We start from the raw sequence: 25,556 nt of genomic DNA on the forward strand, positions 1-25,556 counted from the left end.
CCCCGCAGCCCGCGCCGCCCGTGTTCGCTCAGGTGAGACGGGACACGGGCACCCGCCGGAAGACGATCCGCTCGTAGGCGGAGAAGTCCCCGGTCTCGTAGAGCAGTCCGACCGTGCGGGCGTCGACGCGGACGAGGTCGGAGTAGGCGGCGGGCAGTCCGTCGACGGTGTGGACCGGGTGCCAGGTGGTGCCGTCGTCGTCGGAGGCGCGGACGGTCATCAGGGCGCGGGCGGCGGAGAGGGCGGGGCCGGAGAAGAGCAGTACGTCGGGGTCGCGCAGTTGGAGCAGGCTGCCTTCGCAGACCGGTCCGTCGAGGCCGGCCTGGGGGCGGAAGGGCCGCTCCAGGGTGCGGCCGCCGTCGGTGGAGTGGGCGTCGGCGCGGTTGCCGGGCGAGCGGGAGTCGTTGCGGGTGTTGAAGTAGACGCGGCCGTCGGGGAGTTCGGCGGCGGTGGTCTCGTTGGCGTTGATGTAGCCGTCCGTGTTCTGTTCGAGGTAGCCGAGGTACCAGGTCTCGCCGCGGTCGTCGCTGAGCAGGCAGTGGCCGCTGTTGTACTGGGGTTCGGCGCCGGTGTCGGTGCCGGTGGGCGGCAGGGTGTGGTTGCCGGGGACGACGACCCGGCCGCCGGTGAGCTGGATGCCGTGGCCGGGGGTGGTGGCGTACCAGCGCCAGCCCGCTTCCTTGACCTGTGCGGTGATCTCCCTGGGGGCCGACCAGGTCAGTCCCTCGTCGTCGCTGTGCTGCACCCACACCCGGCGTCCGTCGGCCTCGGGGACCTCGCCGCGCAGGATCAGGTGCTCGGAGGCGGTGGCGGCGGAGCGGACGTGGACGAGCAGGACGCGGCCGGTGTCGAGGACGACGGGCGCCGGGTTGCCGGCCAGGTCGGTGCCGTTGGCGGCGGCCACCTGGAGCGGGCCCCAGCTGCGGCCGCCGTCGGTGGAGCGCTTCAGGACGATGTCGATACGGCCCCAGTCCTGCGCGGACGTGACCCGGCCCTCGCAGAAGGCGAGCAGGGTGCCGGACGCGGTCGCGACGACCGCCGGGATGCGGTAACTGGCGTAGCCCTCCTGCCCGGCGCGGAACGGGACGGTGGCGACGACGGGTTCGGGCATGCGCGGCTCCTTGCCTGCGGGTGGTTCGGGGTGGGCTCGGGCATAACGGCTCTCCATGCCCTGGTTGGGCGAATTCGCGGTGAACTCCGGGTCACGAGTGGTTGATTGCGGCAGGATGCGGGGGCATGGACGCCGTACGGGTCGCACTGTTGCGTGAAGTGCTCGCCGGGACCGAGTGGTTGGGCTCGACCCGCAGGTTCGCGGGGGCGCTGCGCGGGTCGGTGGTGTCGCACGGGGGTGGGCTGCTGCTGGTGGGCACCCCGGAGTACGAGCCGTGGCATCTGGCGGCGCATCTGGTGGACGAGGCGGCCTGGTCGGGCACGCCCGAGCTGGCGCCGACCCTGGTCCGGCACGGTGCGCGGCCCACCGATCCGGCCCATCTGGCGGTCGGGCTCGGCCGGATCGAGGCGGCCGGGCGCGGCGAGACGCTGCTGGTGGTGGCGCCGCGCGAGCCGGGGGCACCGCTTCTGGAGCGGGTGCACGACGCCCGGCGGGCCGGGGTCACCGTGCTCGCCCTGGGCTCGCGGGAGCGGGAACTGGCGGCGATGGCCCACGAGTTGCTGGAGGTGCCGGACGGCTCCGAGCTGGACCTGGACACCGTGCAGCATCTGGTGAGCGCGGCGGCGGGCGAGAACTCGATGCCCGCGCCGCGTGGCCGGCGCCGGCTGCGGGACCGGGTGTCGCGGCTCGCGGACCAGCTGACGGCACCGCCACCGCCCCGCTGGTAGGGGATCGGCCGGGGCGGAAAACCTGTTGCCGGGCGATCCGGGCGCCCGGGAGCATGGCGGTTCGTGACTGCCGACCAACCCCCCTCGAAGCTGCGGGCGCTGCTGCCCGATCTCGCGCCCTGGCACGCTTCCGTCGACTTCCGCCGGCTGTGGCTGTCGGGGCTGATCTCGACCTTCGGCAGCTTTCTGACCTTCGTCGCGCTGCCGGTCCAGATGAAGGAGCTGACGGGCTCCGCGGCGGCGGTGGGCGCGATCGGCGCGGTGGAGCTGGTGCCGCTGATCGTGTTCGGGCTGTACGGGGGTGCGCTCGCCGACGCGCTGGACAAGCGCAAGCTGATCGTCCGCACCGAGCTGGGGCAGGGTCTGCTGGCGGCTGCGCTGCTGGTCAACGCGATGCTGCCGACCCCGATGATCTGGCCGCTGTATGTGATCGCGGCGCTGTCCTCGGTGCTGGTGTCGGTGCAGCGGCCCGCGCTGGACTCGCTGTGGCCCCGGATCGTCGCCCACGAGGACCTGCCGGCCGCCGCGTCCCTGAACGCGCTGCGCTGGACCGTCGGCGGGGTGGCGGGCCCGGCGGTGGCGGGTGTGGTCGTGGCGTACGCGGGGTCGGCGTGGGCGTACGGGGCGGATCTGCTGACGTTCGTCGTCTCGGTGCTGCTGGTGCTGCGGATCGCGCCCTCCCCCGCGAGCCACGAGGCCGCGAAGCCGTCCCTCGCGGCGATCCTGGAGGGCGCCCGGTACGCGTGGAGCCGCAAGGAGCTGCTCGGTACGTACGCCGTGGACCTCGCGGCGATGTTCCTGGCGATGCCGCTGGCGGTGCTGCCGTTCCTCGCGGACGACCTGGACGCCGAGTGGTCACTGGGCCTGATGTACGCGGCGGTGCCGTTCGGTGCCCTGCTGGTGAGTGTGACCAGCGGCTGGACCTCGCGGATCCACCGGCACGGGCGGATGGTGGCGCTGGCGGCGGCGCTGTGGGGTGTGTCGATCGCGTGCGCGGGGTTCGCCGGGAACGTGTGGCTGGTGCTGCTGTGCCTGGCGTTCGCGGGCGGCTGCGACATGGTGAGCGGGGTGTTCCGCTCGGCGATGTGGAACCAGACGATCCCCGACGAGCTGCGTGGCCGGCTCGCCGGGATCGAGCTGCTGTCGTACTCGGCCGGCCCGACGCTCGGCCAGGTCCGCTCGGGCGGTATGGCGGCGCTGTTCGGGGTGCGGACGTCGGTGTGGTCGGGCGGACTGCTGTGCGTGGGCGCGGTCGGCCTGCTGGCGCTGTGTCTGCCCAAGCTGATGACGTACGACGTACGCACCAGCGAGCACGCGCGGGCCCTGCGGGAGCGCCGGGTGAAGGCGGCCGGCACCGCGCCCGTACCGGCCGCGGACTGAGCCGCCGGAGGCGGCGGCCCTCGTCAGTCGTCGTCGCGGTCCGCGCCGCCGGGGGGCGCGTCGTGCCAGCGGGGGTCGTTCTCCCATTCGAGGTTGCGCTCGCGGGCGGTCGCCATCGCGTGCTCGGCCTCGGCGCGGGTCGTGTAGGGCCCGAAGCGGTCCTTGGCCGGGCAGTCGGGGCCCTCCTCGACCTTCTTGTGCTCCAGGCAGTAGTACCACTCGCCGGGCTTGCCGGCGGTGCGCTTCTTGAACAGGGCCATGAGCGGCTCCTTTCGCCGAGGACATGGTCCCCCATGCCCGCTGGTTAAACTCGCAGACATGTCTGGCCAGTCGCTGCTCGTCCCAGGGGAGCTGTCTCCCACCCGTTCCGTGCCCGGAAACATCCGCCGCCCGGAGTACGTCGGCAAGCCCGCTCCGACCCCGTACACCGGTCCGGAGGTGCAGACCCCCGAGACCGTCGAGGCGATGCGGACCGCCGGCCGGATCGCCGCGCGGGCGATGGCGGAGGCGGCGAAGCACATCGCGCCGGGGGTGACGACGGACGAGCTGGACAGGGTCGCGCACGACTACATGTGCGACCACGGCGCCTACCCCTCCACGCTCGGCTACCGCGGCTTCCCCAAGTCCCTGTGCACCTCCGTCAACGAGGTCATCTGCCACGGCATCCCGGACTCGACCGTGCTGCGCGACGGTGACATCGTCAACCTGGACGTGACGGCGTACATCGGCGGGGTGCACGGCGACAACAACGCGACCTACCTGGTCGGTGACGTCGACGAGGAGAGCCGGCTGCTCGTGGAGCGGACCCGGGAGTCCCTGGACCGCGCGATCAAGGCGGTCCGCCCCGGCCGGCAGATCAACATCATCGGCCGGGTCATCGAGTCGTACGCCAAGCGTTTCGGGTACGGCGTGGTCCGCGACTTCACCGGCCACGGCATCAACTCCTCGTTCCACTCCGGCCTGGTGATCCCGCACTACGACAGCCCGCACGCGACGACGGTGATCCAGCCCGGCATGACGTTCACGATCGAGCCGATGCTGACGCTCGGGACGCACGAGTACGACATGTGGGACGACGGCTGGACGGTCGTCACGAAGGACCGGCGGCGGACCGCGCAGTTCGAGCACACGCTGGTGGTCACGGACTCCGGCGCGGAGATCCTCACACTGCCGTAACCGCAGGTCACCCGCGCGAAAGGGCCCGCTCTCCCCGGAGGGCGGGCCCTTTGCCGTGGCCGGGGTGGATCAGGAGGGCGAGAACGGGTACACCTTTACCGACAGGCAGTCGGCAAAAGCATTGACTTAGGTAAGCCTAACCATAGAGAATCTGGACTCATGGACTCGTTCTCGACACTCATCCGCACCGCGTCCCACGAGCAGCACGTGGAGGCGGAGACCTCGACGTTCATGAGCGATCTGCTCGGCGGCCGGCTCGGCGTGGACGCCTACGCCCGCTACACCGAGCAGCTGTGGTTCGTGTACGAGGCGCTGGAGGCCGGCGCCGACCGGCTGGCGACCGACCCGTGGGCGGGTCCCTTCATCCAGCCGGAGCTGTTCCGGCTCGGTTCGCTGGAGCGGGACCTGGAGCATCTGCGCGGTGCGGACTGGCGCAGCGGGCTGTCGGCGCTGCCCGCCACGCAGGAGTACGCGGACCGGGTGCGCGAGTGCGCCCAGACGTGGCCCGGTGGTTATGTCGCCCACCACTACACGCGCTATCTCGGCGATCTCTCCGGCGGCCAGATCATCCGCGACAAGGCCGAGCGGACGTGGGGCTTCGCGAAGAAGGGCGACGGTGTGCGGTTCTACGTCTTCGAGGAGATCGGGAACCCGGCCGCGTTCAAGCGGGGTTACCGGGAGCTGCTGGATGCCGTTCCGGCGGATGAGTTGGAGCGGCAGCGGATCATCTTCGAGTGCAAGCGGGCGTTTGCGTTGAACACCGGCGTGTTCCGGGCGCTGGGTGAGGAGTTCCGTCTCTCCGCCTGAGCGAAGGGTCGGGGGCTCCGCCCCCGCGCCCCCGTATCGGCCTGAACGGCCTCGTCCTCAAACGCCGGACGGGCTGGTGGGGGCCGAGCACGGCCTGCGAGGTGGCCGGAGGGCTGGTGGAAGCCGAGGACGGCTTGCGAGGTGGCCGGAGGGCTGGTGGAAGCCGAGGACGGCCTGTGAAGTAGCCGGACGGCCGGTGGGGGCGAGGTGGGTTTTTCAGCGTTCCAGGAAGACTCGGCCGCCCAGTTCCACCCAGCCCTCCGGCTGGGGGGCCGTCAGTAGTTGGGAGCCTGCGCCCTGGGTGATGTTCAGGGCGCGGCCCAGGTGGGCCGTGAGCTGGAGGGCCGCCGCGCCGGTGGCCTCGTCCTCGGCGATGCCGTCGTCGCGGCCGGGAAAGCCGCGGGCCCGGACCCGGCCCGCCGCCTCGTCCTCCCACGCCCAGGCGTAGATCCACTCCCCCGGCGGCGGTACGTCGAGCGCCTCGACCTCGGCGGCCGTCGGGTACTGCCGGAACGTGCGCGGCGCGGGCCACTCCGCGCGCGCCTCTATCCAGCTGAACTCGCCGTCCTGCCGCGCCCCCACCACACCGGCCTCCGTGACCAGTTCGGGCACGTCGAGCAGCCAGGCCGCGCCCACACAGGGGTATCCGGCGAACCGCAGCCGGGTGCCGGGCGTGTAGATGTCGATGACGCCGCGCTCGGGGTCGTCCACGAACACCGTCTCGCTGAACCCGAGCTTCCCCGCGAACTCCTGCCGCTCCGCCCGCTCCGGCAGTACGGAACCGTCGCGCACCACGCCCAGTTCGTTGCCGTAGCCGCCGTTCGCCGCGCAGAAGACGCGCAGCACGTCGTAATCCGTCACCGTGGCATTGAAGCGCATCGAGGTGACGCGGGGGCGGCGAGGTGGCCCGTTGTCCGGACCAACCCGCCGTTCCGGCGGGGCAGGGGCGGGCGGGCGGGCGCGGTGACGGACGGGCACGCGACAGCAGGTGGAAGGAACCGGCCAGAGGACCCGGTCCGATCCAGCCAGCAAGGTAAGGCTAACCTAAGCTTGACTGGGTGATTCCGGAAGGTCCGGGCGGCGAGACACAGGGGGTACCGCGTGACGGTGCTGGAGAAGGCGGCAGAGGAGTCCGCGGCGCCCGCGGCACCGGGCCGCCGCCGCTGGGGCCGCGGCCCCGGTTGGCTGCTGACCGCCGGGATGGTCGTGGGCCTGCTCGTCCTGGTCCCGGTGGCGGCCGGCATCGGCGCCTATCCCGTCCCGGTGGGCGATGTCGTCGCCTCGGTACTGCACAAGGCGGGCGCCGGCGGCAGCGAACTGGACCGGGTCGCGGAGTCGGTCCTGTGGAACGTCCGCTTCCCGCGCATTGTGCTGGCGCTGCTCGTCGGCGGCTCGCTGGGCTGTGCGGGCGCGCTGATGCAGGGCGTGTTCGGCAACCCGCTCGCCGAACCGGGCACCATCGGCGTCTCGTTGGGCGCGGCGGTCGGCGCGGTCGCCGCGATCGCCCTCGACCTGAGCTTCCTCGGCAACTGGACGCTGCCCGCGATGGCGTTCGTCTCCGGCCTCGCCACCGTGTTGCTGGTGTACTTCATGTCCCGGGCGGGCGGCCGTACGGAGGTCGTGACGCTGATCCTGACCGGTATCGCCGTCAACGCGTTCTGCGGGGCGCTGGTCGGGCTGTTCATCTTCCTCGCCGACACCGCCGCGGTGAACCAGATCACCTTCTGGCAGCTGGGCTCGCTCGCCCAGGCGACCTGGCCGAAGGTGCTCGCGGTGCTGCCGTGCGCGGCGGTCGGTCTGGTGCTGGCGCCGCTGTACTCGCGCCGCCTGGACCTGCTCGCCCTGGGCGACCGTCCGGCCCGGCACCTGGGTGTGGAGGTGGAGCGGCTGCGGATCGTGCTGATCCTGGTGGTCGCGCTGCTGACGGCGGCCGCGGTGAGCGTCGCGGGCGTGATCGGCTTCGTCGGTCTCGTCGTACCGCACCTGCTGCGGATGGCCGTCGGTCCCGGGCATCGCTTCCTGATACCGGGCAGCGCGCTCGGCGGGGCGCTGGTGCTGCTCGGCGCCGATCTGGCCGCCCGCACGATCGCCGCGCCCGCCGAACTCCCGCTCGGTGTACTGGCCGCCCTGGTGGGCAGCCCGTTCTTCTTCTGGCTGCTGCGCCGCACCCGCCGCAAGCAAGGAGGCTGGGCATGACACCGGCAGCGATCCACGGCACGGACGAACGCAAGGGCCCCGGGCGGCTGTTCCGGCTGCGCGCCCGGCCCACTCCCCCGCCGCGCCCCGAACCGGGTGACGTGCTCGCCGAGACCGAGGGCCTGGGGGTCCGGCTCGGCGACCGCGAGGTCCTCACCGGTCTCGACCTGACCGTCCGCGCGGGCGAGGTGCTGGCGCTGGTCGGCCCCAACGGCGCCGGGAAGTCCACCCTGTTGGGCGCGCTGGCCGCCGACGTCGGCGCCGCCACGGGGGTCGTACGGATCCACGGGCGTCCCGCGGCGCGCTGGACCGCGCCCGAACTCGCCCTGCGCCGGGCGGTGCTGCCGCAGTCGGCGGCGCTGTCCTTCCCCTTCGCGGTCGAGGAGGTCGTACGGATGGGCCGCGCGCCCTGGGCCGTGGTCGACCAGGACGACGACGACCGGGCGGTGGCCGAGGCGATGGCCGCGACCGAGGTGGCCGCCTTCGCGGGGCGCCCGTTCTCCGCGCTCAGCGGTGGCGAGCGGGCCCGGGTGGCGCTGGCCCGGGTGCTGGCCCAGCGGGCGCCCCTGCTGCTGCTCGACGAGCCGACGGCCGCCCTGGACCTCAGACACCAGGAGCTGGTGCTGCGGTTGTGCCGGGAGCGGGCGCGGGCCGGGGACACGGTGGTGGTCGTCCTGCACGACCTGGGGCTCGCGGCGGCGTACGCGCATCAGGTCGCGGTCCTGCGCGCGGGCCGGCTCGCGGCCTACGGCCCGCCGGCGGAGGTCTTCTCCGAGCGGCTGCTGTCGGACGTCTACGACCAGCCGGTGGAGGTGCTGCCGCACCCGCGCACGGGCGCGGTCCTGGTGGCCCCCCGACGGGACATTTGACCGTCCCTTGACGCTCCCGTGAGATCCGTTTTGAGCCACCGTGATCGGTCCGTGCTCAACCGCCGTCCCTGAGAGAGGAATCACGGTACGACCGGTTATCGCACAGGTATGGCTGAGCTAAGTTAGGCGAGCCTCACCGAACCCTGTGCGACCTCTGTCAGCGATTTCTCGCCACCCTCATGGAGCCTGCTATGCGTGCCGCCGGACTCTCCCTCGTCACCGCCGTCACCACCGCGCTGGCACTGACCGCCCTCACCGGCTGCACCGAGAAGGGCGGTTCGGGCGACGGCGACAACGTGATCACCGTGACCGCGACGGACGACAAGTGCGAGATCTCCAAGGTCGAGGTGGCGGCCGGGCACGTCGAGCTCGCCGTCGAGAACAACGGCTCCAAGGTCAACGAGGTCTACATCCTGTTCCCGGACGACCGGGTGGTCACCGAGCGCGAGAACATCGGCCCCGGCACCAAGCAGCGGGTCACCGCCGAGGTGAAGGCCGGTGACTACCAGATCGCCTGCAAGCCCGGCATGACGGGCGACGGCATCCGCCAGGACCTCAAGGTCACCGGCGGCACGGCGGCCAAGCGCGACCCGCGGCTCGACAAGGCCGTCGCCGCCTACCGCCAGTACGCGCAGGAGCAGGCCGACGAGACCGTGCCGCTCGCCGGGACGTTCGCCGAGGCGGTCAAGGCCGGCGACCTGGAGGCCGCGAAGAAGGCGTACGCGCCCTCCCGGATCGGCTGGGAGCGCACCGAGCCGGTCGCGGAGTCCTTCGGCGACATCGACCCGAAGGTCGACGTCCGCGAGGACGGCCTTGAGGCCGGCCAGAAGTGGACCGGCTGGCACCGCCTGGAGAAGTCGCTCTGGCAGGACAAGAAGCTCACCGCCGAGGACAGCGCGCTCGCCGACCGGCTGATCACCGATCTGAAGGACTGGCAGAAGCGTGTCGGCCAGGCCGAGATCACCCCGACCTCGATGGCCAACGGCGCCAAGGAACTCCTCGACGAGGTCGCCACCGGCAAGGTCACCGGCGAGGAGGAGCGCTACTCCCACACCGACCTCGTCGACTTCAAGGCCAATGTCGAGGGCGCCGAGAAGTCCTACGCGCTGCTGAAGCCGGTCGCCCAGGAGAACGACGCGGCGCTGGTGACCGACCTCGACAAGCAGTTCGCCGCGCTGAACACGCTCCTCGACAAGTACCGCGCGGACAGGACGTCGTACGACTTCACCTCCTACGACAAGGTCGGCGAGGCCGACCGCAAGGAGCTCTCCGACGCGGTCAACGCGCTCGCGGAGCCGCTGTCCAAGCTGGCCGCCGCGGTCGTCGTGAAGTAGGGGCGCCCCGTGAACGACACCTCACCCTCCCCGTCCCGGCGCGCGCTGATCGGCTGGGGCGGAGCCGGGCTCGCGCTCGGCGCCGCCGCGGCCGGCGGCGCGGTCGCGGTGACCCGCACCGGCTCCGACATCGATCCCGTGAGCGCCGGATCGGGAGGCGCGGTCGCCTTCCACGGCCCCCACCAGGCGGGCATCGCCACACCGGTGCAGGACCGGCTGCACTTCGCCGCGTTCGACGTACAGACCGACGACCGGGCCGAGTTCGTGCGGATGCTGAAGGACTGGACGGCCGCCGCCCGCCGGATGACCGCGGGACGGGCCGTCGGCGAGGGGGCGTACGGCGGACTGCCCGAGGCGCCGCCGGACGACACCGGCGAGGCGCTCGGCCTCAGGCCGTCGCGGCTGACCCTGACGATCGGCTTCGGGCCGTCGCTGTTCGAGAAGTTCGGGCTGGCGGACGCCCGGCCGGACGCGCTGACCGAGCTGCCGAAGTTCGCCGGGGACAACCTCGACCGGAACCGCAGCGGCGGCGACCTGTGCGTGCAGGCCTGCGCGGACGATCCGCAGGTCGCCGTGCACGCCGTCCGCAACCTCGCCCGCATCGGCTTCGGCAGGGTCGTGGTGCGCTGGTCCCAGCTGGGCTTCGGCAAGACGTCGTCGACGACCCCGGACGAGCAGACCCCGCGCAACCTGATGGGCTTCAAGGACGGCACCCGCAACATCGCCGGCACCGAGACGGACCGGCTGGAGAAGTTCGTCTGGGTGGACACCAAGGACGGCCCCGGCTGGATGACCGGCGGCTCCTATCTCGTCGCGCGCCGCATCCGGATGCACATCGAGACCTGGGACCGCACCTCGCTCCAGGAGCAGGAGGACATCATCGGCCGCGACAAGGGCGAGGGCGCCCCCGTCGGCAAGGCCAAGGAACGCGACGAGCCGTTCCTCAAGGCGATGCTGCCCGACGCGCACGTCCGGCTCGCGCACCCCGACTCCAACCACGGGGCGACGATCCTGCGCCGCGGCTACTCCTTCACCGACGGCACGGACGGCCTCGGCCGGCTCGACGCCGGCCTGTTCTTCCTCGCCTACCAGCGCGATCCGCGCACCGGGTTCATCCCGATCCAGCGCAGCCTGGCGCCGGACACCCTCAACGAGTACATCCAGCACGTGGGTTCGGCGCTCTTCGCGATCCCGCCCGGCGTCCGCGACCCGGACGACTGGTGGGGCCGGACGCTGTTCTCCGAGGAGGCGTAGCCCGTGTTCTCCAACTACCTGATCGGACTGCGCGAGGGCCTGGAGGCCAGCCTCGTCGTCTGCATCCTCATCGCCTACCTGGTGAAGACCGGGCGCAGGGACGCCCTCCGGCCGATCTGGCTCGGCATCGCCGTCGCGGTCCTGCTCGCCCTCGGCTTCGGCTGCGCGCTCGAATTCGGCTCCCAGGAGCTGACGTTCGAGGCACAGGAGGCGCTGGGCGGATCCCTGTCGATCCTCGCGGTCTGCCTGGTGACGTGGATGGTGTTCTGGATGCGGCGCACCGCACGGCACCTCAGGGCGGAACTGCACGGCAGGCTGGACGCGGCCCTCCAGCTGGGCACGGGCGCGCTCGTCGCGACCGCCTTCCTGGCCGTGGGCCGCGAGGGCCTGGAGACCGCCCTGTTCGTGTGGGCGTCGGTGCGCGCGGCCGGCGACGGCACCCCCCGCCCGCTGATCGGCGTCGCCCTGGGCATCGCCACCGCGATCGCCCTCGGCTGGCTGTTCTACCGGGGTGCGCTGCGGATCAACCTCGCCCGGTTCTTCACCTGGACCGGCGCCATGCTGGTCGTGGTGGCGGCGGGCGTCCTCGCGTACGGCTTCCACGACCTCCAGGAGGCCGACTGGCTGCCCGGCCTCAACACCAGGGCCTTCGACATCAGTTCCACGATCCCGCCGGACAGCTGGTACGGCACGCTCCTGAAGGGCGTGTTCAACTTCCAGCCCGATCCGACCACCCTCCAGGTCACGGTGTGGCTGCTCTACCTGGTCCCGACGCTCGCACTGTTCTTCGCCCCGGTAGGGTTCGCCTCCGGGAAGGGGAAGGTGAACGTAGTCGATGAGCAGGGATCGGTGCCTTCCGGGGCCGCGCAGTCGCCGCAGGATTGACCGGAGCGTTCTGGTGGCGGCCTCCATGACCGCTTTGTCGCTGACGGCGAGCGGATGCGTGGTGGTGCACGGGGAACGCGAGGTGCTGCCCGCGACCACCCGGGCCGAGGCCGCCGTGGCCCTCAAGGAGTTCACGGCCGCCTACAACAAGGCCGACAAGGCGTACGACAGTTCGCTGGACGCCGACCATGTCACCGGCGCCCTCTCGGACATCGACGCGGCGCGGCTGAAGGCGGGCCGGGCCAACAACCCGCAGGGCAACCCGTCGTACTCGCCGCTCGAACTGTCGGACGCGCGGTTCACCATCCCGAAGAAGGCCGGCTGGCCGCGCTGGTTCCTCGCCGACGCGAAGGCCAACAAGGGCGGCGAGGCGCGCTGGCTGTTCGTGTTCACCCGGGACGGCCTGGACCAGCCCTGGGAGGCGGCCTATCTCACCCTGGTGACGCCGGGAGAGGTGCCGGCGTTCAAGAAGGACCAGGACGGCTGGGCCGAGCCCGTGCCGGCCGACTCCGCCGAACTGGCCGTACCGCCACAGGACCTGAGCAAGGACTACGCCACCTATCTGAAGCAGGGCGGCGACACGTTCGCGGCCGGCGCGCACACCACCAAGTGGCGTGAACAGCGCGCGAAGAGCGCGGAGCGGCCGGGACTGGTCACGCAGTACATCGACGAGCCGATGACGGACGGCGACTACGCGCCGCTGGCGCTGCGCACGACGGACGGCGGGGCCATGGTGTTCTTCACCACCCGGCACTTCGAGAAGCAGACCGCGCACACCGGTGTCTCCGTGCCCACCCCGAACGACGACGTGCTCGCGCTGACGAAGGGCGAGATCAAGCAGTCGCTGACGATGGAGTTCGTCTCCAACGAGGTGGTGCTGAACCCGAGGCGGGGCACCGCCGGGAACCAGGTGACGGTGCTCGGCAGGATCCAGGGACTCACGTCCGCACAGGGCGAGTAGCCGACGTACGTCAGCGGCGGGACGGCCAGGCGGCCTGCCGTCGCTCGGACTCCGACTCGGTGCCCGCGTACCGCGCGCAGGCGTCCGTGAGGTGTTCCAGCAGGGTCAGCGGGTCCGGCAGCGGGTGCTCGGGGCCGCGCAGCCAGCGCACGGCCCGGTCGTCGCCCGACAGCCGGGCCGGGGGGACGAGGACGTAGGAGCCGCGGCAGTGCCAGCGCAGGCCCGGATGCTCGTCCGTGGTCTCGGGGTGGCAGTCCAGCTCGCACGGCCACCACTCGTCCTCGTCCTCGGGGGTGCCGCGGGTGAGGGTGAAGAACAGCATGCGGCCCTCGTCGCTCTCGGCGACCGGGCCGACCTCTACACCGGCGGCCAGCAGGCCCGCCAGCGCCTCGCGGCCGGCTTCGAGGGGTACGTCGAGGACGTCGTGGACCATGCCGGTCGCGGTGATGAAGTTGGCCTCGGGCTGGTGCCGGGCCCAGCGCTCGATCTGGCCGCGGTCGGTCGTCGACTGGGTCTGCCAGGCGAATGACACCGGGTGCCGCGCGGGGGTCGGACAGCCGACGCGGTCGCAGGAACAGCGGTAGCCGGGGGCCGGGTGCGCGGCGGGCGCGAGGGGCAGTCCGGCGTCGGCGGCGGCGAGCAGCAGGGCCTCACGGCCGCTGTCCTCGGAGGCCGCTGTCGGACGGCGTCCGCGCAGCCACTGGCTGAGTTTGCCCTGCCGGCCGGTACGGCCACCGAACTCCGCGCTCATCAGTCCCCTTGCCTCGCCGTCGTGCGGACAGCATGCCCTATGGTCCCACCATCGTGCGCGCCGGGGGGCGGACCCGACATCCGGGGTGAGACATACCGCACACCCGAATCAGGTGGCATCGGGTGCCTTGCCGGGACATGTCGCCGGCGCTCAGCGGGGTGCGAGGCCGTGCAGCGCGTAGTCGACGAGGGTGTCGGTGTACTCGTACGAGATCGGGCCGGTGTGCTGGAGCCAGCGCTGGGCGAGCGGGGAGACGAACAGTTCCAGCGCGATCCTGGGGTCGAGTTCCGCCCGTACCTGACCTGCGGTCTGGGCGGTGCGCAGGCGCTGGACGTAGAGCTGGAGCGAGGGTTCGAGGAGCTTGGCCACAAAGGCCCGGCCGAGTTCCTCGTTGACGACTCCCTCGGCGGCGAGGGCGCGGGAGGGGACTTCGAAGCGCGGGTCGAGCAACTCGTCGACGGTGGCGCGCAGTACGGACTTGAGATCGGCGGCGAGGTCGCCGGTGTCGGGGATGACGGCGTCGCCGCCGCCGCTCTGCTCGTGGGACTGTTCGCCGAGGTCGAGGAAGGCCTCCATCAGGACCTCGGCCTTCGAGGACCACCAGCGGTAGATCGTCTGCTTGCCGACGCCGGCGCGGGCGGCGATTCCCTCGATGGTGGCCTTCGCGTAGCCGACCTCACCGATCAGGTCCAGGGCGGCGGCGTAGATCGCGCGGCGGGACTTCTCGCTGCGGCGGGTGGAGTCGGGCGCGGTCTTCTTCGGCATACGCCGACGCTATCAAGGCGGTGAGACGCGCCGTCTCGCTGCGGTCGGGGCAGACCCCGGATTCTCGCCCCCGCCGCCCCTGCCCGTCCCATCCCGGGGCTCCGCCCCGGGCCCCGCTCCTCAAACGCCGGAGGGGCTGGAAGTGCCGGGGTGGCTGCTTTTCAGACCGTTCGGGGCCAGGCGTCGCCCCAGTTCGCGTCTCTGGACGCCTTGTACAGGTCGCCGTGGCGTTTGGTGACCGTGGTGCGGGCCAGTTGTCCGTCCTGTTCGCAGAGGTCGAGCAGGACCTGGCCCTTGCGGATCTGCGGCTTGCGTACGATCCGGGCGGGCGCGGGGTCGGACGCGAACCGGGTCGCCGCGACATACGCGTACTTCTCGTCCTCGTACGCCAGCGAACCCCCCTTGACCTGCCGGTGCAGGGAGGAGCGGCTGACCCGCGCCGAGAAGTGGCACCAGTCGCTGCCGGGCACGATCGGGCAGCCCCCGCTGTGCGGACAGGGCGCCGCGATCCGGAAACCGGCGGAGACGAGCCGCTCGCGGGCCGCGAGGACGCGGGCGTATCCGTCGGGGGTGCCGGGTTCGACGACCACCACCGCCTGCGCGGCGGACGCGGCGGCGTCGACCAGGGCGGTCCGGACCTCCTCCGTGAGCTCGCCCAGGACGTACGACACCGTCACCAGATCCGCGCTCTCGACGCGGAGCCCCGCCGCGATCCTGGTCCGCTGCCACCGGGCGTCCCGCAGGGCCGGGTTGCCCTCGGCGATCTCCCTGCCCAGGGCGAGGGCCGGTTCCGCCCAGTCCAGTACCGTCACCGGGCGCTGTCCCTCCCAGGTGGCGCTGACCGCCCAGGTCGCCGCGCCGGTGCCGCCGCCGATGTCGACGTGGGTGGCGGGGGTCCAGTCCGGGACGGTGTCGGCGAACGCGTCGAGCGCGGCCGTGACCGCGCCGAAGGTCGCCGGCATGCGGTAGGCGGCGTAGGCCGCCACGTCGGCGCGGTCGCGGAGGATGGGGGCGTCGGTGGGGGTCGCTCCGCGGTAGTTGGCGATCAGGCGGTCCACCGCGGCGGCGGCCTGGCGGGGCGGGAGGCCGTCCAGGAGGCCGGCGAGGGCGGCGCGCAGCGTCTCCCCGGAGTTCACGTGCACATTCACCCACCAATCCTATTCTCGCCCCCGCCGCCCCTACCCGTCCCATCCCGGGGGCTGCGCCCCCGGCCCCCCTTTGTCCTCAAACGCCGGACGGGCTGAAAAGCAGCCTCCCCGGCAACATCCAGGCTCAGCCGCGTACCGCTCGTGCCAAGCGCGTCGCCGCCGCCGCCCGGGGGCGGCTGTCCGGGGGTCTGCGGACCGGGTGGACCGTGTTGGCCAGGAGCACGAGGAACGTGTCCGTCGCCGGGTCCAGTACCAGCGACGTGCCCGTGAACCCCGTATGCCCCGCAGCCCCCCGCCCCGCCAACTCCCCCATGAACCAAGGCTGGTCGACCGCGAATCCCAGCCCCGGTGGGGCAAGCAGGAGTTCCACGAACTCCGGCCCGAGAATCCGCGCGGGCCCGTACGAACCGCCCGCCAGTAACGCCCGGCAGAACACCGCCAGATCCCGCCCCGTGGAGAACAGCCCGGCATGCCCGGCCACCCCACCCAGCGCCCACGCGTTCTCGTCGTGGACCACCCCCCGCAGCATCCCCCGGTCCGCCTTCGCCCACGGCCGCCGCTGGTCCTCCGTGGCCGCCGCCCCGGGACAGGGCCCGAAGCGTGTCCCGGTCATACCGAGGGGCCGGGTGATGCCGTCACGGACCAGGACGTCGAGACCCCGGCCCGAGACACGCTCGACGACGTGCTGGAGGAGGAGCATGTTGAGGTCGGAGTAGCAGTAGGTGCCGGGGACGCCCACCGGTTCCTGGGCGCGCAGCAGCGCCTGCCGTTCGGCGTCGTCGGCGCAGTCGTACAGCGGGGCCTCGGGGCGCAGGCCCGAGGTGTGGGTGAGCAGTTGCCGTACGGTCACGCGGTGCCGGGCGACGGCCCGGAACTCGGGGAGGTACGCGCCCACCGGTGCGTCCACGCCGAGCCGGCCCCGTTCGATCTGCTGGACGGCCGCGACGGAGGTGCACAGCTTGGTGAGGGAGGCCACGTCGAAGGGGGTGTCGACGGTCGCCGGGAGCTGTTCGCCCGGCGGGAGTTCGACGCCCGTGTCGGACTCGGGGTCGTAGGCCGCGTACCGGACGGCCCGGCCCGCAGCCTCCCGTACCGCGACCACCGGACCGCGTCCGGCGACCAGGACGGCGCCGGGCGCCCAGGGGCGGTCGCCCTCGGTGAGGGCGTGGACCTCGCGGACGAGGATGCTGAGTTCGGCGGGGTCGAGTCCGGCCCGCTCGGGGGTGCCGTTGCGCAGTCGTGGCGCGCTCAGCTCTCCTCCCCCACGCTCGATTCGCTCCACGGGCGGCACATTCCCACGAAGCAGGCGGCCGCCAACAGCGCGGCGGCCAGTTGGACGACGGCCATCGGGACGGCGGTGTGCTCGCCGGCCACTCCGACGAGGGGGGAGGCGATCGCGCCGATGAGGAAGGACGACGTACCGAGCAGGGCGGAGGCGGAGCCCGCCGCGTGCTTGACGCGCGTCAGGGCGAGGGCCTGGGTGTTGGGCAGGGTGATGCCCATGGCGGACATCAGCACGAACAGGGCGGCGGCGACGGGTGCGAGGCCCACTTCGCCGAAGACGCCGGTCGACATGAGGAGGAGGGCGGTCGCCGCGACGACGACGATGGTGAGGCCGACGGCCAGGACCCGGTCGAGGCGGACCCGGCCGACCAGGATCTTGCCGTTGATCTGGCCGCAGACGACCAGGCCGACGGAGTTGACGCCGAAGAGCAGGCTGAAGGTCTGCGGGGAGGCGCCGTAGATCTCCTGGATCACGAACGGGGACGCGGAGATGTAGGCGAAGAGGGAGGCGAAGGCGAAGCCGCCCGTGAGCATAAAGCCGGTGAAGGGGAGGTCCGCCAGGATGCCGCGCATCGAGCGCAGGGCCTCGCCGACGCCGCCCGCGTGCCGGTCCTCGGGCGGGAGGGTCTCGGGGAGCTTCGCCCACACGACCAGCGCCAGCACAACGCCGACGACGGTGAGGACGACGAACACGCCCCGCCAGTCCGTCACCCGCAGGATCTGTCCGCCGATCAGCGGTGCCACGATCGGCGCGACGCCGGAGATCAGCATCAGGGTGGAGAAGAAGCGGGCCATCGCCACACCGTCGTGGAGATCACGGACGACGGCCCGTGCGATCACTATCCCGGAGGCGCCCGCGAGGCCCTGGATCAGCCGGAAGGCGATGAGCGCCTCGATGGTGGGGGCGAGGGCGCACAGGACGGTGGCGACGACGTAGACGGCCAGGCCGATGAGCAGGGGTCTGCGGCGGCCCCAGCGGTCGCTCATCGGGCCGACCACCAGCTGGCCGAGGGCCATGCCCGCGAGGCAGGTGGTGAGGGTGAGCTGGACGGTCGCGGCGGGCGCGTGCAGGGCGTCGGTGACGTCCGGCAGCGCGGGGAGGTACGTGTCCATCGCCAGCGGGGGAACGGCGGTGAGGCCGCCGAGGATGAGCGTGACGAGCAGGCCGGTGGTGCGTGCCGCACGGGCGGGCGGCCGCGTGTGTGGCGCGGCCGCCCGTGCGAGTTCCGGTATGCGTGCCCCCCTGTCGGGCATGTGTCCCCTCCCTGGGTCTGAAGTCCGGTCCCTATGCTCTCAGCTCGAACACAGTGTTTAGCTCGAACATGGTTCTGACGGCGACCGGAGTGCCGGGAGTGATCTCCCGGGGCGGCCGGAGTGAGGGCGGGCGGCGATGACGGCTGACGGCGTGCGGTGGGGGATTCTGGCGACGGGCGGTATCGCCGCCGCGTTCACCGCCGACCTGGTGGATCTCCCGGACGCGGAGGTGGTGGCCGTCGCGTCCCGCTCCGCGGAGTCGGCGAAGGCGTTCGCCGAACGGTTCGGGATCCCCCGGGCGTACGGCGACTGGGACGCGCTCGCGCGGGACGAGGACGTGGATGTGGTGTACGTCGCCACCCCGCACTCGGCGCACCGGGTGGCGGCCGGGCTCTGCCTGGAGGCCGGGCGGAACGTGCTGTGCGAGAAGGCGTTCACGCTGAACGCGCGCGAGGCACGGGAGCTCGTCGCGCTGGCGCGGGAGCGCGGGAGCTTCCTGATGGAGGCCATGTGGATGTACTGCAACCCGCTGATCCGGCGGTTGACCGGGCTGGTGGCGGACGGGGCGATCGGCGAGGTGCGTACCGTCCGGGCGGACTTCGGGCTGGAGGGGCCCTTCCCGCCCACCCACCGGCTGCGCGATCCGGCGCAGGGCGGGGGCGCGCTGCTGGATCTCGGGGTGTATCCGGTGTCGTTCGCGCAGCTGCTGCTCGGGGAGCCGGACCGGATCTCGGCGAGCGCGGTCCTCTCCGACGAGGGCGTCGATCTCCAGACGGGCGCGCTGCTGTCCTGGGACACCGGTGCGCTGGCCTCGCTGCACTGCTCCCTCGTCGGCGGGACCGGCACCACCGCGTCGGTCACCGGCTCGCGGGGGCGGATCGACATCCCGGACGGCTTCTTCAACCCCGAGCGTTTTGTGCTGCACCGCGCGGGCCGCGACCCGGAGGAGTTCGCCCTGGACCCGGCGGACGGGCCGCGCAACACGCTCCGGCACGAGGCCCGTGAGGTGATGCGGGCGCTGCGGGCCGGTGAGACGGAGTCGCCGCTGGTCCCGCTCGACGGCACACTCGCCGTGCTGCGGACGCTCGACGCGATCCGGGACCGGGTCGGCGTCCGCTACCCCGGTGAGACCGTGGACCGCCCGTAGGCTGCGGGGCCATGAATGGCATGCAGACCGACAGACATCCGGACGGTTCACGGATCGCGGTGGTGACCGGCGCGGGCTCCGGGATCGGGCGCGCGGTCGCCGTGGAACTGCTGCGCGCCGGCTGGTCCGTGGCGCTCGCGGGCCGTCGCCCCGAGACCCTGGAGGCGACGGCCGCCCTCGCGCCGGAGGGCGCCTCCCTCGTCGTACGCACCGACGTGGCGCGGCCCGAGGACGTGGCCGGGCTCTTCGCGGCCACCGTCGGACGGTTCGGGCGGGTGGACTTCCTCTTCAACAACGCGGGCACGTTCGGACCCGGCGGGGTGCCGGTGGAGGAACTGCCCTACGAGGCCTGGCGGCACGTGGTGGACACCAACCTCAACGGGGCGTTCCTGTGCGCGCAGGCGGCGTACCGGCAGATGAAGGAGCAGGACCCGCGGGGCGGCCGGATCCTCAACAACGGTTCCATCTCGGCGCACACGCCCCGCCCGCACTCCGTCGCCTACACGGCCACCAAGCACGCGCTGACCGGGCTGACCAAGTCGCTGTCCCTGGACGGCCGTCCGTACGACATCGCCGTCGGCCAGATCGACATCGGCAACGCGGCGACGGACATGACGGCGCGGATGCAGACGGGGGCGCTCCAGGCCGACGGATCGGTCCGGCCCGAGCCGGTGATGGACGTGGCGGACGTGGCGCGGACCGTGCGGCACCTGGCGGAGCTGCCGTTGGCGGCGAACGTGCAGTTCGCGACGGTGCTGGCGACGGCCATGCCGTTCATCGGGCGCGGCTGAGCGGACCCACACACCCCACTTTCACAAGATGCACAAACGGAGTTGTGCATTCCACGGTATTGCGGCCGGTAGGAGGCTTATGCTCAACTCGTCTCCACCGGAGCTTCACAGTTGGAGACCGGTCTTCCGCAGGCCACTCCGAGGGGGTGACGGCGGTCGTTCCGCACCCCGGAAGGGGGTGGACCTCGCGTGGGACCGCGGGGTACGCACCGGGGTGGGAACGGCCGCCACAAACGGGGATCCGCCGGGTCAGGCCTGGCCCGTCTCGAAGTGGGAGATGTGGCCGTCGGGTTCGACGACGAAGCTCCAGCGGGTGCGCATCTCGCCCCATGTGTCGTTGCGGTAGCGGGCCACGAGGGAGCGGCCGTTGTCCGACTCGACCTCCATGTGGCCGTTGGAGGAGAAGATCTCCCGGTCGGTCCACTCGTCGAGGTCACGGTCGGAACCGTCGTCGGCCATCGTCGCGTCGGTGGTGAGCAGCGCCATAAAGGCATCCCGGTCATGGGCGTTCAGGGCGGTGACGAACGCGCGGACGGCCGGATCCGTGAGCTTGGCTGTCTGAATCGTCATGCCTGACAGCCAAACACCGGCCGTGGGGCGACGCCACCCGAACGGCCTCCCGAATGGGCCGGACCGGGGTCGGCGGTGCGACGGTGGAGACGGCGGAGGGCTCCGCCCCACCACACCGCACCGTCTCCCCGGGGAGTTGCCGTGACCTGCTGCCAGCGACGTGATCTGGGCCTGCTGCTGCTCCGCCTCGCGGCGGGCGGGGTGCTGGCCGCGCACGGCACGCAGAAGCTGTTCGGCTGGTTCGGTGGCCATGGCATCGAGGGCACGGGCCAGTTCATGGAGTCCGTCGGCTACCGGCCCGGCCGGGTGAGCGCGACCGCCGCGGGTCTGGCGGAGACGGGCGGCGGGACGCTGCTGGCGCTGGGCCTCGCGACCCCGGCCGCGGGCGCGGCGGCGGCCGGCGCGATGACCGGCGCGGCCGCCGTGCACACCCCGAACGGCTTCTTCAACCAGGGCGGCGGCTACGAGTACGCGGCGACGCTGGCCCTGGCCGCCACCGGTATCGCGGTCACCGGACCCGGCCGGCTCTCCCTCGACCACGCGCTCGGCCACCGCCTCGACCGCGGCTGGATGGTCCCGACGGCACTCGGCGTGACGGCGACGGTGACCGCCATGGTGGTGGGCCTGCGCGCCCGACGGGTGCGGCACGAGGAGGAGAACGGCCAGGAGTCCCTGTTCGACGAGGCGGAGACGTTCAGCGGGGTGTAGACACCGGAACACCTTGACGCCGGGCCGGATCGCCGAGGCGCCCTGGCGCCGGGTCCGGCCGCCGGATCACCGGGTCCGGTTGTCGGACCGCTGGGTCCCGTCGCTGGATCACCCTGGAGCCGAGTCCGATCGCCGGAACGCCGGGCCCGGTCGCGGATCGCCGGGCCCGGACGCCGGATCGCCCGGTCGCCGGGGCACCTGGTCGCCGGATCCAGCCGCCGGGGCGCCTTGGCGCCGGGTCCGGACGCCGGGTCGCCCGGTCGTCGGGGCGGTCCCCTGAGCGGGCCTTGCCCGCGCACGCTCAGGTGTCACCGTTCTCCGTCGTCGGGTCCTCGCCCGTTCGGAAGGTGACCTCGCGGCCCGTGAAGCGGGCGTTGAGGCCGTTGGCCTGGGCGGTGACCGAGCGCAGGTGCAGGCCGTCCGGGATGTTCTCCAGGGGGACCGGCTCCTCGAAGACCCGGTCGAGCAGGGCGCTCCCCGCGGCGGGCAGGGCGCCGCCGGTGACCTCGAAGTCCCGGAAGGCGATGCGGTTGCCGGAGACGGCGGAGACGCTCGTCGTCACAGTGGCGTCCTGCCCGAAGGGCAGCACGACCCGGGCGCTGACCCGGTCCGGGCGGTCACCCCGGGAGATCTCCAGGCCGAGGGCGTCGGACACGTCCCGGTACGACAGGAACGCGGTCGCCTCCGCGGTGCGGGCGCGGGCCGCGCGCTCGTCGTCGGACTCGGTCACGTCCTGGAGCCTGACGGTCAGTTCGGTGACGGGCAGCGGACGGGCGGTGTCACGGGCGGGCACGTCGCGGGCGGTCAGGTCCACCTCCCGAAGGGTGCCGGCGGCCACCTGGGTCAGCACGGGAAAACCGCGCACATGGACGTCCGGCGGCAGCGGGGTGTCCATCCCCTCCTGGAACGCGCGGGCCGTACGCGACTCCACGCGCGCGGCGACAAAACGGTCGGTGAGGAGGAAGGCCAGGACCAGGGCGAGGGGCACGGCGGCCGCCACCACAAAGGGGCGCCAACGGCCCGCAGAGCTTATTTGCACATTCATGTGCAAGAAACTATCCTACTCACGGATGTGCAAGTAACCCGTACCCTGGGAGCCCCCCGTGCCCTTCCTCGCCACCACCCCCGTAGAGAAGATGTCCGGCCCGTACCCACGGCGCTGGTGGGCACTGCTGGTGCTCTGTCTGAGCCTGCTGATCGTCGTCATGGCCAACACGTCACTGATCGTGGCCGCGCCCGACATGACCCGGGACCTGGGCCTGAGCAGCAGCGACCTGCAATGGGTCATCGACGGCTACACCGTGCCGTATGCCGCGCTGATGCTGGTCCTGGGCGCGATCGGCGACAAGTACAGCCGACGCGGCGCCCTCGTCACCGGTCTGCTGATCTTCGCGGGCGGCGCCGTGATGGGCAGCCTCGTCGACGAGACCGCGCTGGTGATCACGGCCCGCGCGGCCATGGGCATCGGCGCGGCCGTCGTGATGCCGGCCACCCTGTCCCTGCTGGTCGCGACCTTCCCGCGGGGCGAGCGCGCCAAGGCCATCACCGCCTGGAGCGCCACCTCGGGGCTCGCGATCGCCGTCGGCCCGCTGATCGCCGGCTGGCTGCTCGAAGACCACGCCTGGGGTTCGACGTTCCTGATCAACGTGCCGATCGCGGCCGTCGCCGTCGTCGGCGCGCTGACCCTGGTCCCGCCGTCGAAGGCCGACGGCATGGGCCGTATCGACTACGTCGGCGGACTGCTCTCGATCGTCTCGATCGGCTCCCTGGTGTACGCGACCATCGAGGGCCCGCACTTCGGCTGGGGCACCGGGGCGATCGTCGCGGCGGTGGTCGCGGGTATCGGGCTGGTGGCCTTCGTGGCCTGGGAGCTGCGCCACCCGCACCCGATGCTGGACGTCCGCAGGTTCCGGATGCGTCCCTTCAGCGGCTCGATGATCGCGGTGCTGTTCTTCTTCTTCGGCACGTTCGGGGCGATCTACTACTCGACGCAGTTCCTCCAGTTCGTCCTGGGCTACGGTCCGCTGGACACCGGCATCCGGCTGCTGCCGCTCGCCGGGGCGGTGTTCGCCGGTGCCGCGGTGACCGGGCGGCTCACGCCGAAGCTGGGTGTCAGGACGATGATCGTGACCGGCATGACCCTCGGTACGGTCGGTGTCTTCCTGCTCACCATGGTCGACAAGGGCTCCACGTACACCGACTTCCTCGCGCCGATGATGCTGCTGGGCTTCGCGATCGGGCTGAGTGTGTCGCCGGCCACCGACACCGTGATGGGCTCCTTCCCCGAGTCGGAGCTGGGCGTCGGCGGCGGCGCCAACGACACCTCGATGGAACTCGGCGGCTCGCTCGGTATCGCCGTGCTGGGCTCGCTGCTCGGCACCGGCTACCGCGACGAACTGACCGACCTGGTCGGCACCCGGCTCCCGGCCGCGGCGCTGGACACCGCCAAGGACTCGGTGGGCGGTGGCCTCGCGGTCGCCGAGCAGATCGCCAGGGACCCGGCGGGCGGACCGCAGCAGGCCCAGGCCCTGGTGGACGCCGTCCACGAGTCCTTCGCCCACAGCGTCGCGCAGACCAGCCTGGTCGGCGGAATCATCATGGCAGCGGGCACGATGATCGTCCTGGCAGTCCTGCCGGGCCGCCGCCCGGCGGGCGGCAAGCGCGAGGAGCGGGCCGAGCAGGCGGAGCCGGACCGCGAGCCGGCGGAGTCGGCCTGACCCAGGGACGGGTAACTCGCGGGCCGCCCCGGATGCGAATCCGGGGCGGCCCGCGGGCTTCGGCCCGCCTGGGCGGGAAGCGGGGCGGCCCCCGGGTCCCGGCGGCAACGGCACCCGGCTTCGGACGCAGGGCGATCCGCCAGGTCCCGCCGCGACGGCACACCAGGCTCCAGCACAGGACAGCCCCGGGTTCCGGCCGGAACAGACGCCGGAGTCGAAGCCAGGGGCCCGCGCGTTGGACCGGGACGGCGCGCCGGGCTCGGGAGCGGGACGGCGCGCCTGACTCGGGAGCGGGGTGGCGCGCCCGACTCGGGGGTGGCGCGCCCGACTCGGGGGTGGCGCGCCCGACTCGGGGGCGGGGCGGCGGGCTCGGGAGCGGGGCGGCGGGCTCGGGAGCGGGGTGGCGCTCCGGGTTCGGGCCGGGTTCGGTTGGGGTGGTCCGCCGGGCAGGCTTACGGCACGCCGAGTTCGAAGAGGACGAAGCCCGCGTATGAGCCGGAGGCCACCGCCGCTATGCCCAGGGGCCAGCACATCATCAGGGGGCTGAGGCGGCGCAGGGCGAAGGCGATCGGGAGGAACAGGGGGAAGGCCGGGAGGAGATAGCGGGAGACGTTGGCGAAGATCTGCTGGCTGCCGAGGATGAGCGCCAGCGTCAGTACCGTGTAGACGACGAGTACGGTCGGCGGCCGTCGCCGGATCAGCAGCGGAAGCAGCATCAGGGCGAGCAGCACGACCCCGACGCCGACGATGTCCGCCACGGGGAACGCGGCGAGATAGCCGAACCGCCCGACCGGCACCGAGGTGAGGATGTCGAGGGTCTGCTTCCCGCCGTCGAAGGTGTGGGCCCAGGCACCGTCCTGGAGCTTGAAGTAGCCGCCGTAGTCGCCCATCTCGTGTCCGACCCAGGCGAGGTAGCCGATCAGGCCGAGCGGCGCGATCGCGAGGGCCGCGAGCGGCCGAGCGACGCCCTCCTCCCGCCGGTGGCGGTGCAGGGCGAGCAGCACGGCGACACCGAGCGCGGCGATCAGCGCTCCCGCGGTGGGCCGGTTGAGCCCGGCGAGACAGGTGAGCACCCCGGCGGTGAGCCAGCGCCGGTTCATCACGGCGTGGCAGGCCCAGGCGGCGAGGGCGACGTAGAGGGAGTCGGAGTAGACCGCCCACTCGACACCCGAACCGGGCCACACGGCCCACAGCCCCGCCGCCGCCAACCCGGCCCGTCTGCCGCCCAGTTGGGCCGCGACGGCGTGGATGCCGAGCGCGGCGGCGAACGAGGCCAGGACGGAGACGGTGAGCCCGGCGCCGAACGAACCCAGCCCGGTCACCTCGGAGACCAGCCGCATCGCCGCCGGATAGAGCGGGAAGAACGCGGCCGAGTTCCCCTCCAGCGTGATCGGCCCGCGGGCACCCGGCACGGGGACGAGGGCGGGATCGTAGCCGTGCTCGGCGACCTGCCGGTACCACCAGCCGTCCCAGGTGGCGAGCACGTCCCAGGCGTGGGCGCCGCCGCCGAACCGCGGGTTCTTCTCACGGAAGGACCCCGTGGATTCGAGCAGGAACATAAAAACGCCGAAGCCGACGAGCTTCAGGGTGCCGTAGAGGGCGAGTACGGGTCCGTGACTGCGGACGAGAAGGCGGAGCCGTTGGCGGGATGTGGGGGCCGGCGGGGGCTCGGCGGGCGGTGGGGCGGGGTGCGCGTTCCAGAGGGGGCCGAGGCTCATCG

Annotated in this window: 25 protein-coding genes; 14 read left to right on the forward strand and 11 right to left on the reverse strand. The window is 72.5% G+C overall.

Features of this window, described 5'->3' with window-relative positions; all coding sequences use genetic code 11:
- Positions 1-28 precede the first annotated feature (28 nt).
- The gene (locus ACIQAC_RS02575; RefSeq protein ID WP_402186269.1) at positions 29-1,111 is read right to left on the reverse strand and encodes an exo-alpha-sialidase; all 1,083 of its coding nucleotides are present in this window, start codon (positions 1,109-1,111) and stop codon (positions 29-31) included.
- Between the two features lie 125 nt (positions 1,112-1,236).
- On the opposite strand from ACIQAC_RS02575, the gene ACIQAC_RS02580 reads away from it, so the two are divergent.
- Together ACIQAC_RS02580 and ACIQAC_RS02585 are read left to right on the forward strand one after the other, a co-directional pair.
- The gene (locus ACIQAC_RS02580) at positions 1,237-1,839 is read left to right on the forward strand and encodes a hypothetical protein (RefSeq protein ID WP_402186271.1); all 603 of its coding nucleotides are present in this window, start codon (positions 1,237-1,239) and stop codon (positions 1,837-1,839) included.
- Between the two features lie 63 nt (positions 1,840-1,902).
- Positions 1,903-3,219 carry an MFS transporter gene (locus ACIQAC_RS02585; RefSeq protein ID WP_402186272.1) on the forward strand — a complete coding sequence of 439 codons (1,317 nt, stop codon included), beginning with the start codon at positions 1,903-1,905 and terminating at the stop codon, positions 3,217-3,219.
- A gap of 23 nt (positions 3,220-3,242) precedes the next feature.
- On the opposite strand, the gene ACIQAC_RS02590 is transcribed toward ACIQAC_RS02585, so the two are convergent.
- A complete protein-coding gene (locus tag ACIQAC_RS02590) occupies positions 3,243-3,479 on the reverse strand; it encodes a hypothetical protein (RefSeq protein ID WP_402186273.1) in 237 nt (78 codons plus the stop codon).
- 58 nt (positions 3,480-3,537) lie between these two features.
- Here ACIQAC_RS02590 and map point away from each other — a divergent pair, with 58 nt between their 5' ends.
- Together map and ACIQAC_RS02600 are read left to right on the forward strand one after the other, a co-directional pair.
- Positions 3,538-4,395, forward strand: coding sequence for a type I methionyl aminopeptidase (gene map, locus ACIQAC_RS02595; RefSeq protein ID WP_402186275.1), 858 nt, complete (start codon positions 3,538-3,540; stop codon positions 4,393-4,395).
- Positions 4,396-4,554: 159 nt separating this feature from the next.
- Positions 4,555-5,202, forward strand: coding sequence for a heme oxygenase (biliverdin-producing) (locus tag ACIQAC_RS02600; RefSeq protein WP_402186277.1), 648 nt, complete (start codon positions 4,555-4,557; stop codon positions 5,200-5,202).
- A 216-nt stretch (positions 5,203-5,418) separates the two neighbouring features.
- On the opposite strand, the gene ACIQAC_RS02605 is transcribed toward ACIQAC_RS02600, so the two are convergent.
- Complete coding sequence (locus ACIQAC_RS02605; protein WP_402186279.1) at positions 5,419-6,063, reverse strand: PhzF family phenazine biosynthesis protein; 645 nt, start codon at positions 6,061-6,063, stop codon at positions 5,419-5,421.
- 240 nt (positions 6,064-6,303) lie between these two features.
- On the opposite strand from ACIQAC_RS02605, the gene ACIQAC_RS02610 reads away from it, so the two are divergent.
- The 6 genes from ACIQAC_RS02610 to ACIQAC_RS02635 all read left to right on the forward strand — a co-directional run bounded on the left by ACIQAC_RS02610 (position 6,304) and on the right by ACIQAC_RS02635 (position 12,701).
- The gene (locus ACIQAC_RS02610) at positions 6,304-7,398 is read left to right on the forward strand and encodes a FecCD family ABC transporter permease (RefSeq protein WP_402186280.1); all 1,095 of its coding nucleotides are present in this window, start codon (positions 6,304-6,306) and stop codon (positions 7,396-7,398) included.
- The gene (locus ACIQAC_RS02615) at positions 7,395-8,267 is read left to right on the forward strand and encodes a heme ABC transporter ATP-binding protein (protein WP_402186282.1); all 873 of its coding nucleotides are present in this window, start codon (positions 7,395-7,397) and stop codon (positions 8,265-8,267) included. Before ACIQAC_RS02610 ends, ACIQAC_RS02615 begins: the two co-directional genes overlap by 4 nt.
- Before the next feature lie 191 nt (positions 8,268-8,458).
- The gene (gene efeO, locus ACIQAC_RS02620) at positions 8,459-9,601 is read left to right on the forward strand and encodes an iron uptake system protein EfeO (protein ID WP_402186284.1); all 1,143 of its coding nucleotides are present in this window, start codon (positions 8,459-8,461) and stop codon (positions 9,599-9,601) included.
- 9 nt (positions 9,602-9,610) lie between these two features.
- Positions 9,611-10,855 (forward strand): iron uptake transporter deferrochelatase/peroxidase subunit, encoded by a 1,245-nt coding sequence (efeB, locus tag ACIQAC_RS02625; RefSeq protein WP_402186285.1) that lies wholly within the window; start codon positions 9,611-9,613, stop codon positions 10,853-10,855.
- A 3-nt stretch (positions 10,856-10,858) separates the two neighbouring features.
- Entirely contained in the window at positions 10,859-11,740 is an 882-nt protein-coding gene (gene efeU, locus ACIQAC_RS02630) for an iron uptake transporter permease EfeU (protein WP_402186286.1), read from the forward strand.
- Positions 11,691-12,701, forward strand: a complete 1,011-nt coding sequence (locus tag ACIQAC_RS02635) for a hypothetical protein (RefSeq protein ID WP_402186288.1) — start codon at positions 11,691-11,693, stop codon at positions 12,699-12,701. The genes efeU and ACIQAC_RS02635 overlap by 50 nt, the downstream gene beginning before the upstream one ends.
- 10 nt (positions 12,702-12,711) lie before the next feature.
- Here ACIQAC_RS02635 and ACIQAC_RS02640 read toward each other — a convergent pair whose 3' ends face one another.
- The 5 genes from ACIQAC_RS02640 to ACIQAC_RS02660 all read right to left on the reverse strand — a co-directional run bounded on the left by ACIQAC_RS02640 (position 12,712) and on the right by ACIQAC_RS02660 (position 17,903).
- Positions 12,712-13,452 carry a bifunctional DNA primase/polymerase gene (locus ACIQAC_RS02640; protein ID WP_402186289.1) on the reverse strand — a complete coding sequence of 247 codons (741 nt, stop codon included), beginning with the start codon at positions 13,450-13,452 and terminating at the stop codon, positions 12,712-12,714.
- A gap of 150 nt (positions 13,453-13,602) precedes the next feature.
- Positions 13,603-14,217: a TetR/AcrR family transcriptional regulator gene (locus ACIQAC_RS02645; protein WP_402186290.1), complete on the reverse strand. Its 615-nt coding sequence runs from the start codon at positions 14,215-14,217 to the stop codon at positions 13,603-13,605.
- Positions 14,218-14,378: 161 nt separating this feature from the next.
- Positions 14,379-15,365 carry a small ribosomal subunit Rsm22 family protein gene (locus ACIQAC_RS02650; RefSeq protein ID WP_402186291.1) on the reverse strand — a complete coding sequence of 329 codons (987 nt, stop codon included), beginning with the start codon at positions 15,363-15,365 and terminating at the stop codon, positions 14,379-14,381.
- Positions 15,366-15,489: 124 nt separating this feature from the next.
- Positions 15,490-16,656 carry a serine hydrolase domain-containing protein gene (locus ACIQAC_RS02655; protein WP_402186292.1) on the reverse strand — a complete coding sequence of 389 codons (1,167 nt, stop codon included), beginning with the start codon at positions 16,654-16,656 and terminating at the stop codon, positions 15,490-15,492.
- The gene (locus ACIQAC_RS02660) at positions 16,614-17,903 is read right to left on the reverse strand and encodes a multidrug effflux MFS transporter (protein ID WP_402186293.1); all 1,290 of its coding nucleotides are present in this window, start codon (positions 17,901-17,903) and stop codon (positions 16,614-16,616) included. The genes ACIQAC_RS02655 and ACIQAC_RS02660 overlap by 43 nt, the downstream gene beginning before the upstream one ends.
- Before the next feature lie 136 nt (positions 17,904-18,039).
- Here ACIQAC_RS02660 and ACIQAC_RS02665 point away from each other — a divergent pair, with 136 nt between their 5' ends.
- Positions 18,040-19,050: a Gfo/Idh/MocA family protein gene (locus tag ACIQAC_RS02665; protein ID WP_402186295.1), complete on the forward strand. Its 1,011-nt coding sequence runs from the start codon at positions 18,040-18,042 to the stop codon at positions 19,048-19,050.
- A gap of 20 nt (positions 19,051-19,070) precedes the next feature.
- Positions 19,071-19,841, forward strand: coding sequence for an SDR family oxidoreductase (locus tag ACIQAC_RS02670; protein ID WP_402186296.1), 771 nt, complete (start codon positions 19,071-19,073; stop codon positions 19,839-19,841).
- 249 nt (positions 19,842-20,090) lie between these two features.
- On the opposite strand, the gene ACIQAC_RS02675 is transcribed toward ACIQAC_RS02670, so the two are convergent.
- Complete coding sequence (locus ACIQAC_RS02675; protein WP_402186298.1) at positions 20,091-20,411, reverse strand: nuclear transport factor 2 family protein; 321 nt, start codon at positions 20,409-20,411, stop codon at positions 20,091-20,093.
- A gap of 141 nt (positions 20,412-20,552) precedes the next feature.
- Here ACIQAC_RS02675 and ACIQAC_RS02680 point away from each other — a divergent pair, with 141 nt between their 5' ends.
- The gene (locus tag ACIQAC_RS02680; protein ID WP_402186300.1) at positions 20,553-21,119 is read left to right on the forward strand and encodes a DoxX family protein; all 567 of its coding nucleotides are present in this window, start codon (positions 20,553-20,555) and stop codon (positions 21,117-21,119) included.
- Between the two features lie 301 nt (positions 21,120-21,420).
- Here the strand turns inward: ACIQAC_RS02680 and ACIQAC_RS02685 are convergent, their stop codons facing one another.
- Positions 21,421-22,164, reverse strand: coding sequence for a DUF2993 domain-containing protein (locus tag ACIQAC_RS02685; RefSeq protein ID WP_402186302.1), 744 nt, complete (start codon positions 22,162-22,164; stop codon positions 21,421-21,423).
- Positions 22,165-22,222: 58 nt separating this feature from the next.
- Between ACIQAC_RS02685 and ACIQAC_RS02690 the strand changes: the two genes are divergently transcribed.
- Positions 22,223-23,836, forward strand: a complete 1,614-nt coding sequence (locus tag ACIQAC_RS02690; protein WP_402186303.1) for an MFS transporter — start codon at positions 22,223-22,225, stop codon at positions 23,834-23,836.
- 452 nt (positions 23,837-24,288) lie between these two features.
- Here ACIQAC_RS02690 and ACIQAC_RS02695 read toward each other — a convergent pair whose 3' ends face one another.
- Positions 24,289-25,554, reverse strand: coding sequence for a hypothetical protein (locus tag ACIQAC_RS02695; RefSeq protein WP_402186939.1), 1,266 nt, complete (start codon positions 25,552-25,554; stop codon positions 24,289-24,291).
- Positions 25,555-25,556 lie beyond the last annotated feature (2 nt).

It is taken from the genome of Streptomyces sp. NPDC088387, assembly GCF_044753385.1.
Lineage (GTDB): Bacteria > Actinomycetota > Actinomycetes > Streptomycetales > Streptomycetaceae > Streptomyces.

What these genes read in the sequence shown, in the direction of transcription:
- ACIQAC_RS02685 (WP_402186302.1), bottom strand. Translation starts at nt 22,164, where the DNA reads ATGAATGTGCAAATAAGCTCTGCGGGCCGTTGGCGCCCCTTTGTGGTG.
- ACIQAC_RS02670 (WP_402186296.1), top strand. Translation starts at nt 19,071, where the DNA reads ATGCAGACCGACAGACATCCGGACGGTTCACGGATCGCGGTGGTGACC.
- ACIQAC_RS02575 (WP_402186269.1), bottom strand. Translation starts at nt 1,111, where the DNA reads ATGCCCGAACCCGTCGTCGCCACCGTCCCGTTCCGCGCCGGGCAGGAG.
- ACIQAC_RS02600 (WP_402186277.1), top strand. Translation starts at nt 4,555, where the DNA reads ATGGACTCGTTCTCGACACTCATCCGCACCGCGTCCCACGAGCAGCAC.
- ACIQAC_RS02660 (WP_402186293.1), bottom strand. Translation starts at nt 17,903, where the DNA reads ATGCCCGACAGGGGGGCACGCATACCGGAACTCGCACGGGCGGCCGCG.
- ACIQAC_RS02665 (WP_402186295.1), top strand. Translation starts at nt 18,040, where the DNA reads ATGACGGCTGACGGCGTGCGGTGGGGGATTCTGGCGACGGGCGGTATC.
- efeO (WP_402186284.1), top strand. Translation starts at nt 8,459, where the DNA reads ATGCGTGCCGCCGGACTCTCCCTCGTCACCGCCGTCACCACCGCGCTG.
- ACIQAC_RS02645 (WP_402186290.1), bottom strand. Translation starts at nt 14,217, where the DNA reads ATGCCGAAGAAGACCGCGCCCGACTCCACCCGCCGCAGCGAGAAGTCC.
- map (WP_402186275.1), top strand. Translation starts at nt 3,538, where the DNA reads ATGTCTGGCCAGTCGCTGCTCGTCCCAGGGGAGCTGTCTCCCACCCGT.
- ACIQAC_RS02695 (WP_402186939.1), bottom strand. Translation starts at nt 25,554, where the DNA reads ATGAGCCTCGGCCCCCTCTGGAACGCGCACCCCGCCCCACCGCCCGCC.
- ACIQAC_RS02635 (WP_402186288.1), top strand. Translation starts at nt 11,691, where the DNA reads ATGAGCAGGGATCGGTGCCTTCCGGGGCCGCGCAGTCGCCGCAGGATT.
- ACIQAC_RS02615 (WP_402186282.1), top strand. Translation starts at nt 7,395, where the DNA reads ATGACACCGGCAGCGATCCACGGCACGGACGAACGCAAGGGCCCCGGG.
- ACIQAC_RS02590 (WP_402186273.1), bottom strand. Translation starts at nt 3,479, where the DNA reads ATGGCCCTGTTCAAGAAGCGCACCGCCGGCAAGCCCGGCGAGTGGTAC.
- ACIQAC_RS02580 (WP_402186271.1), top strand. Translation starts at nt 1,237, where the DNA reads ATGGACGCCGTACGGGTCGCACTGTTGCGTGAAGTGCTCGCCGGGACC.
- ACIQAC_RS02675 (WP_402186298.1), bottom strand. Translation starts at nt 20,411, where the DNA reads ATGACGATTCAGACAGCCAAGCTCACGGATCCGGCCGTCCGCGCGTTC.
- ACIQAC_RS02640 (WP_402186289.1), bottom strand. Translation starts at nt 13,452, where the DNA reads ATGAGCGCGGAGTTCGGTGGCCGTACCGGCCGGCAGGGCAAACTCAGC.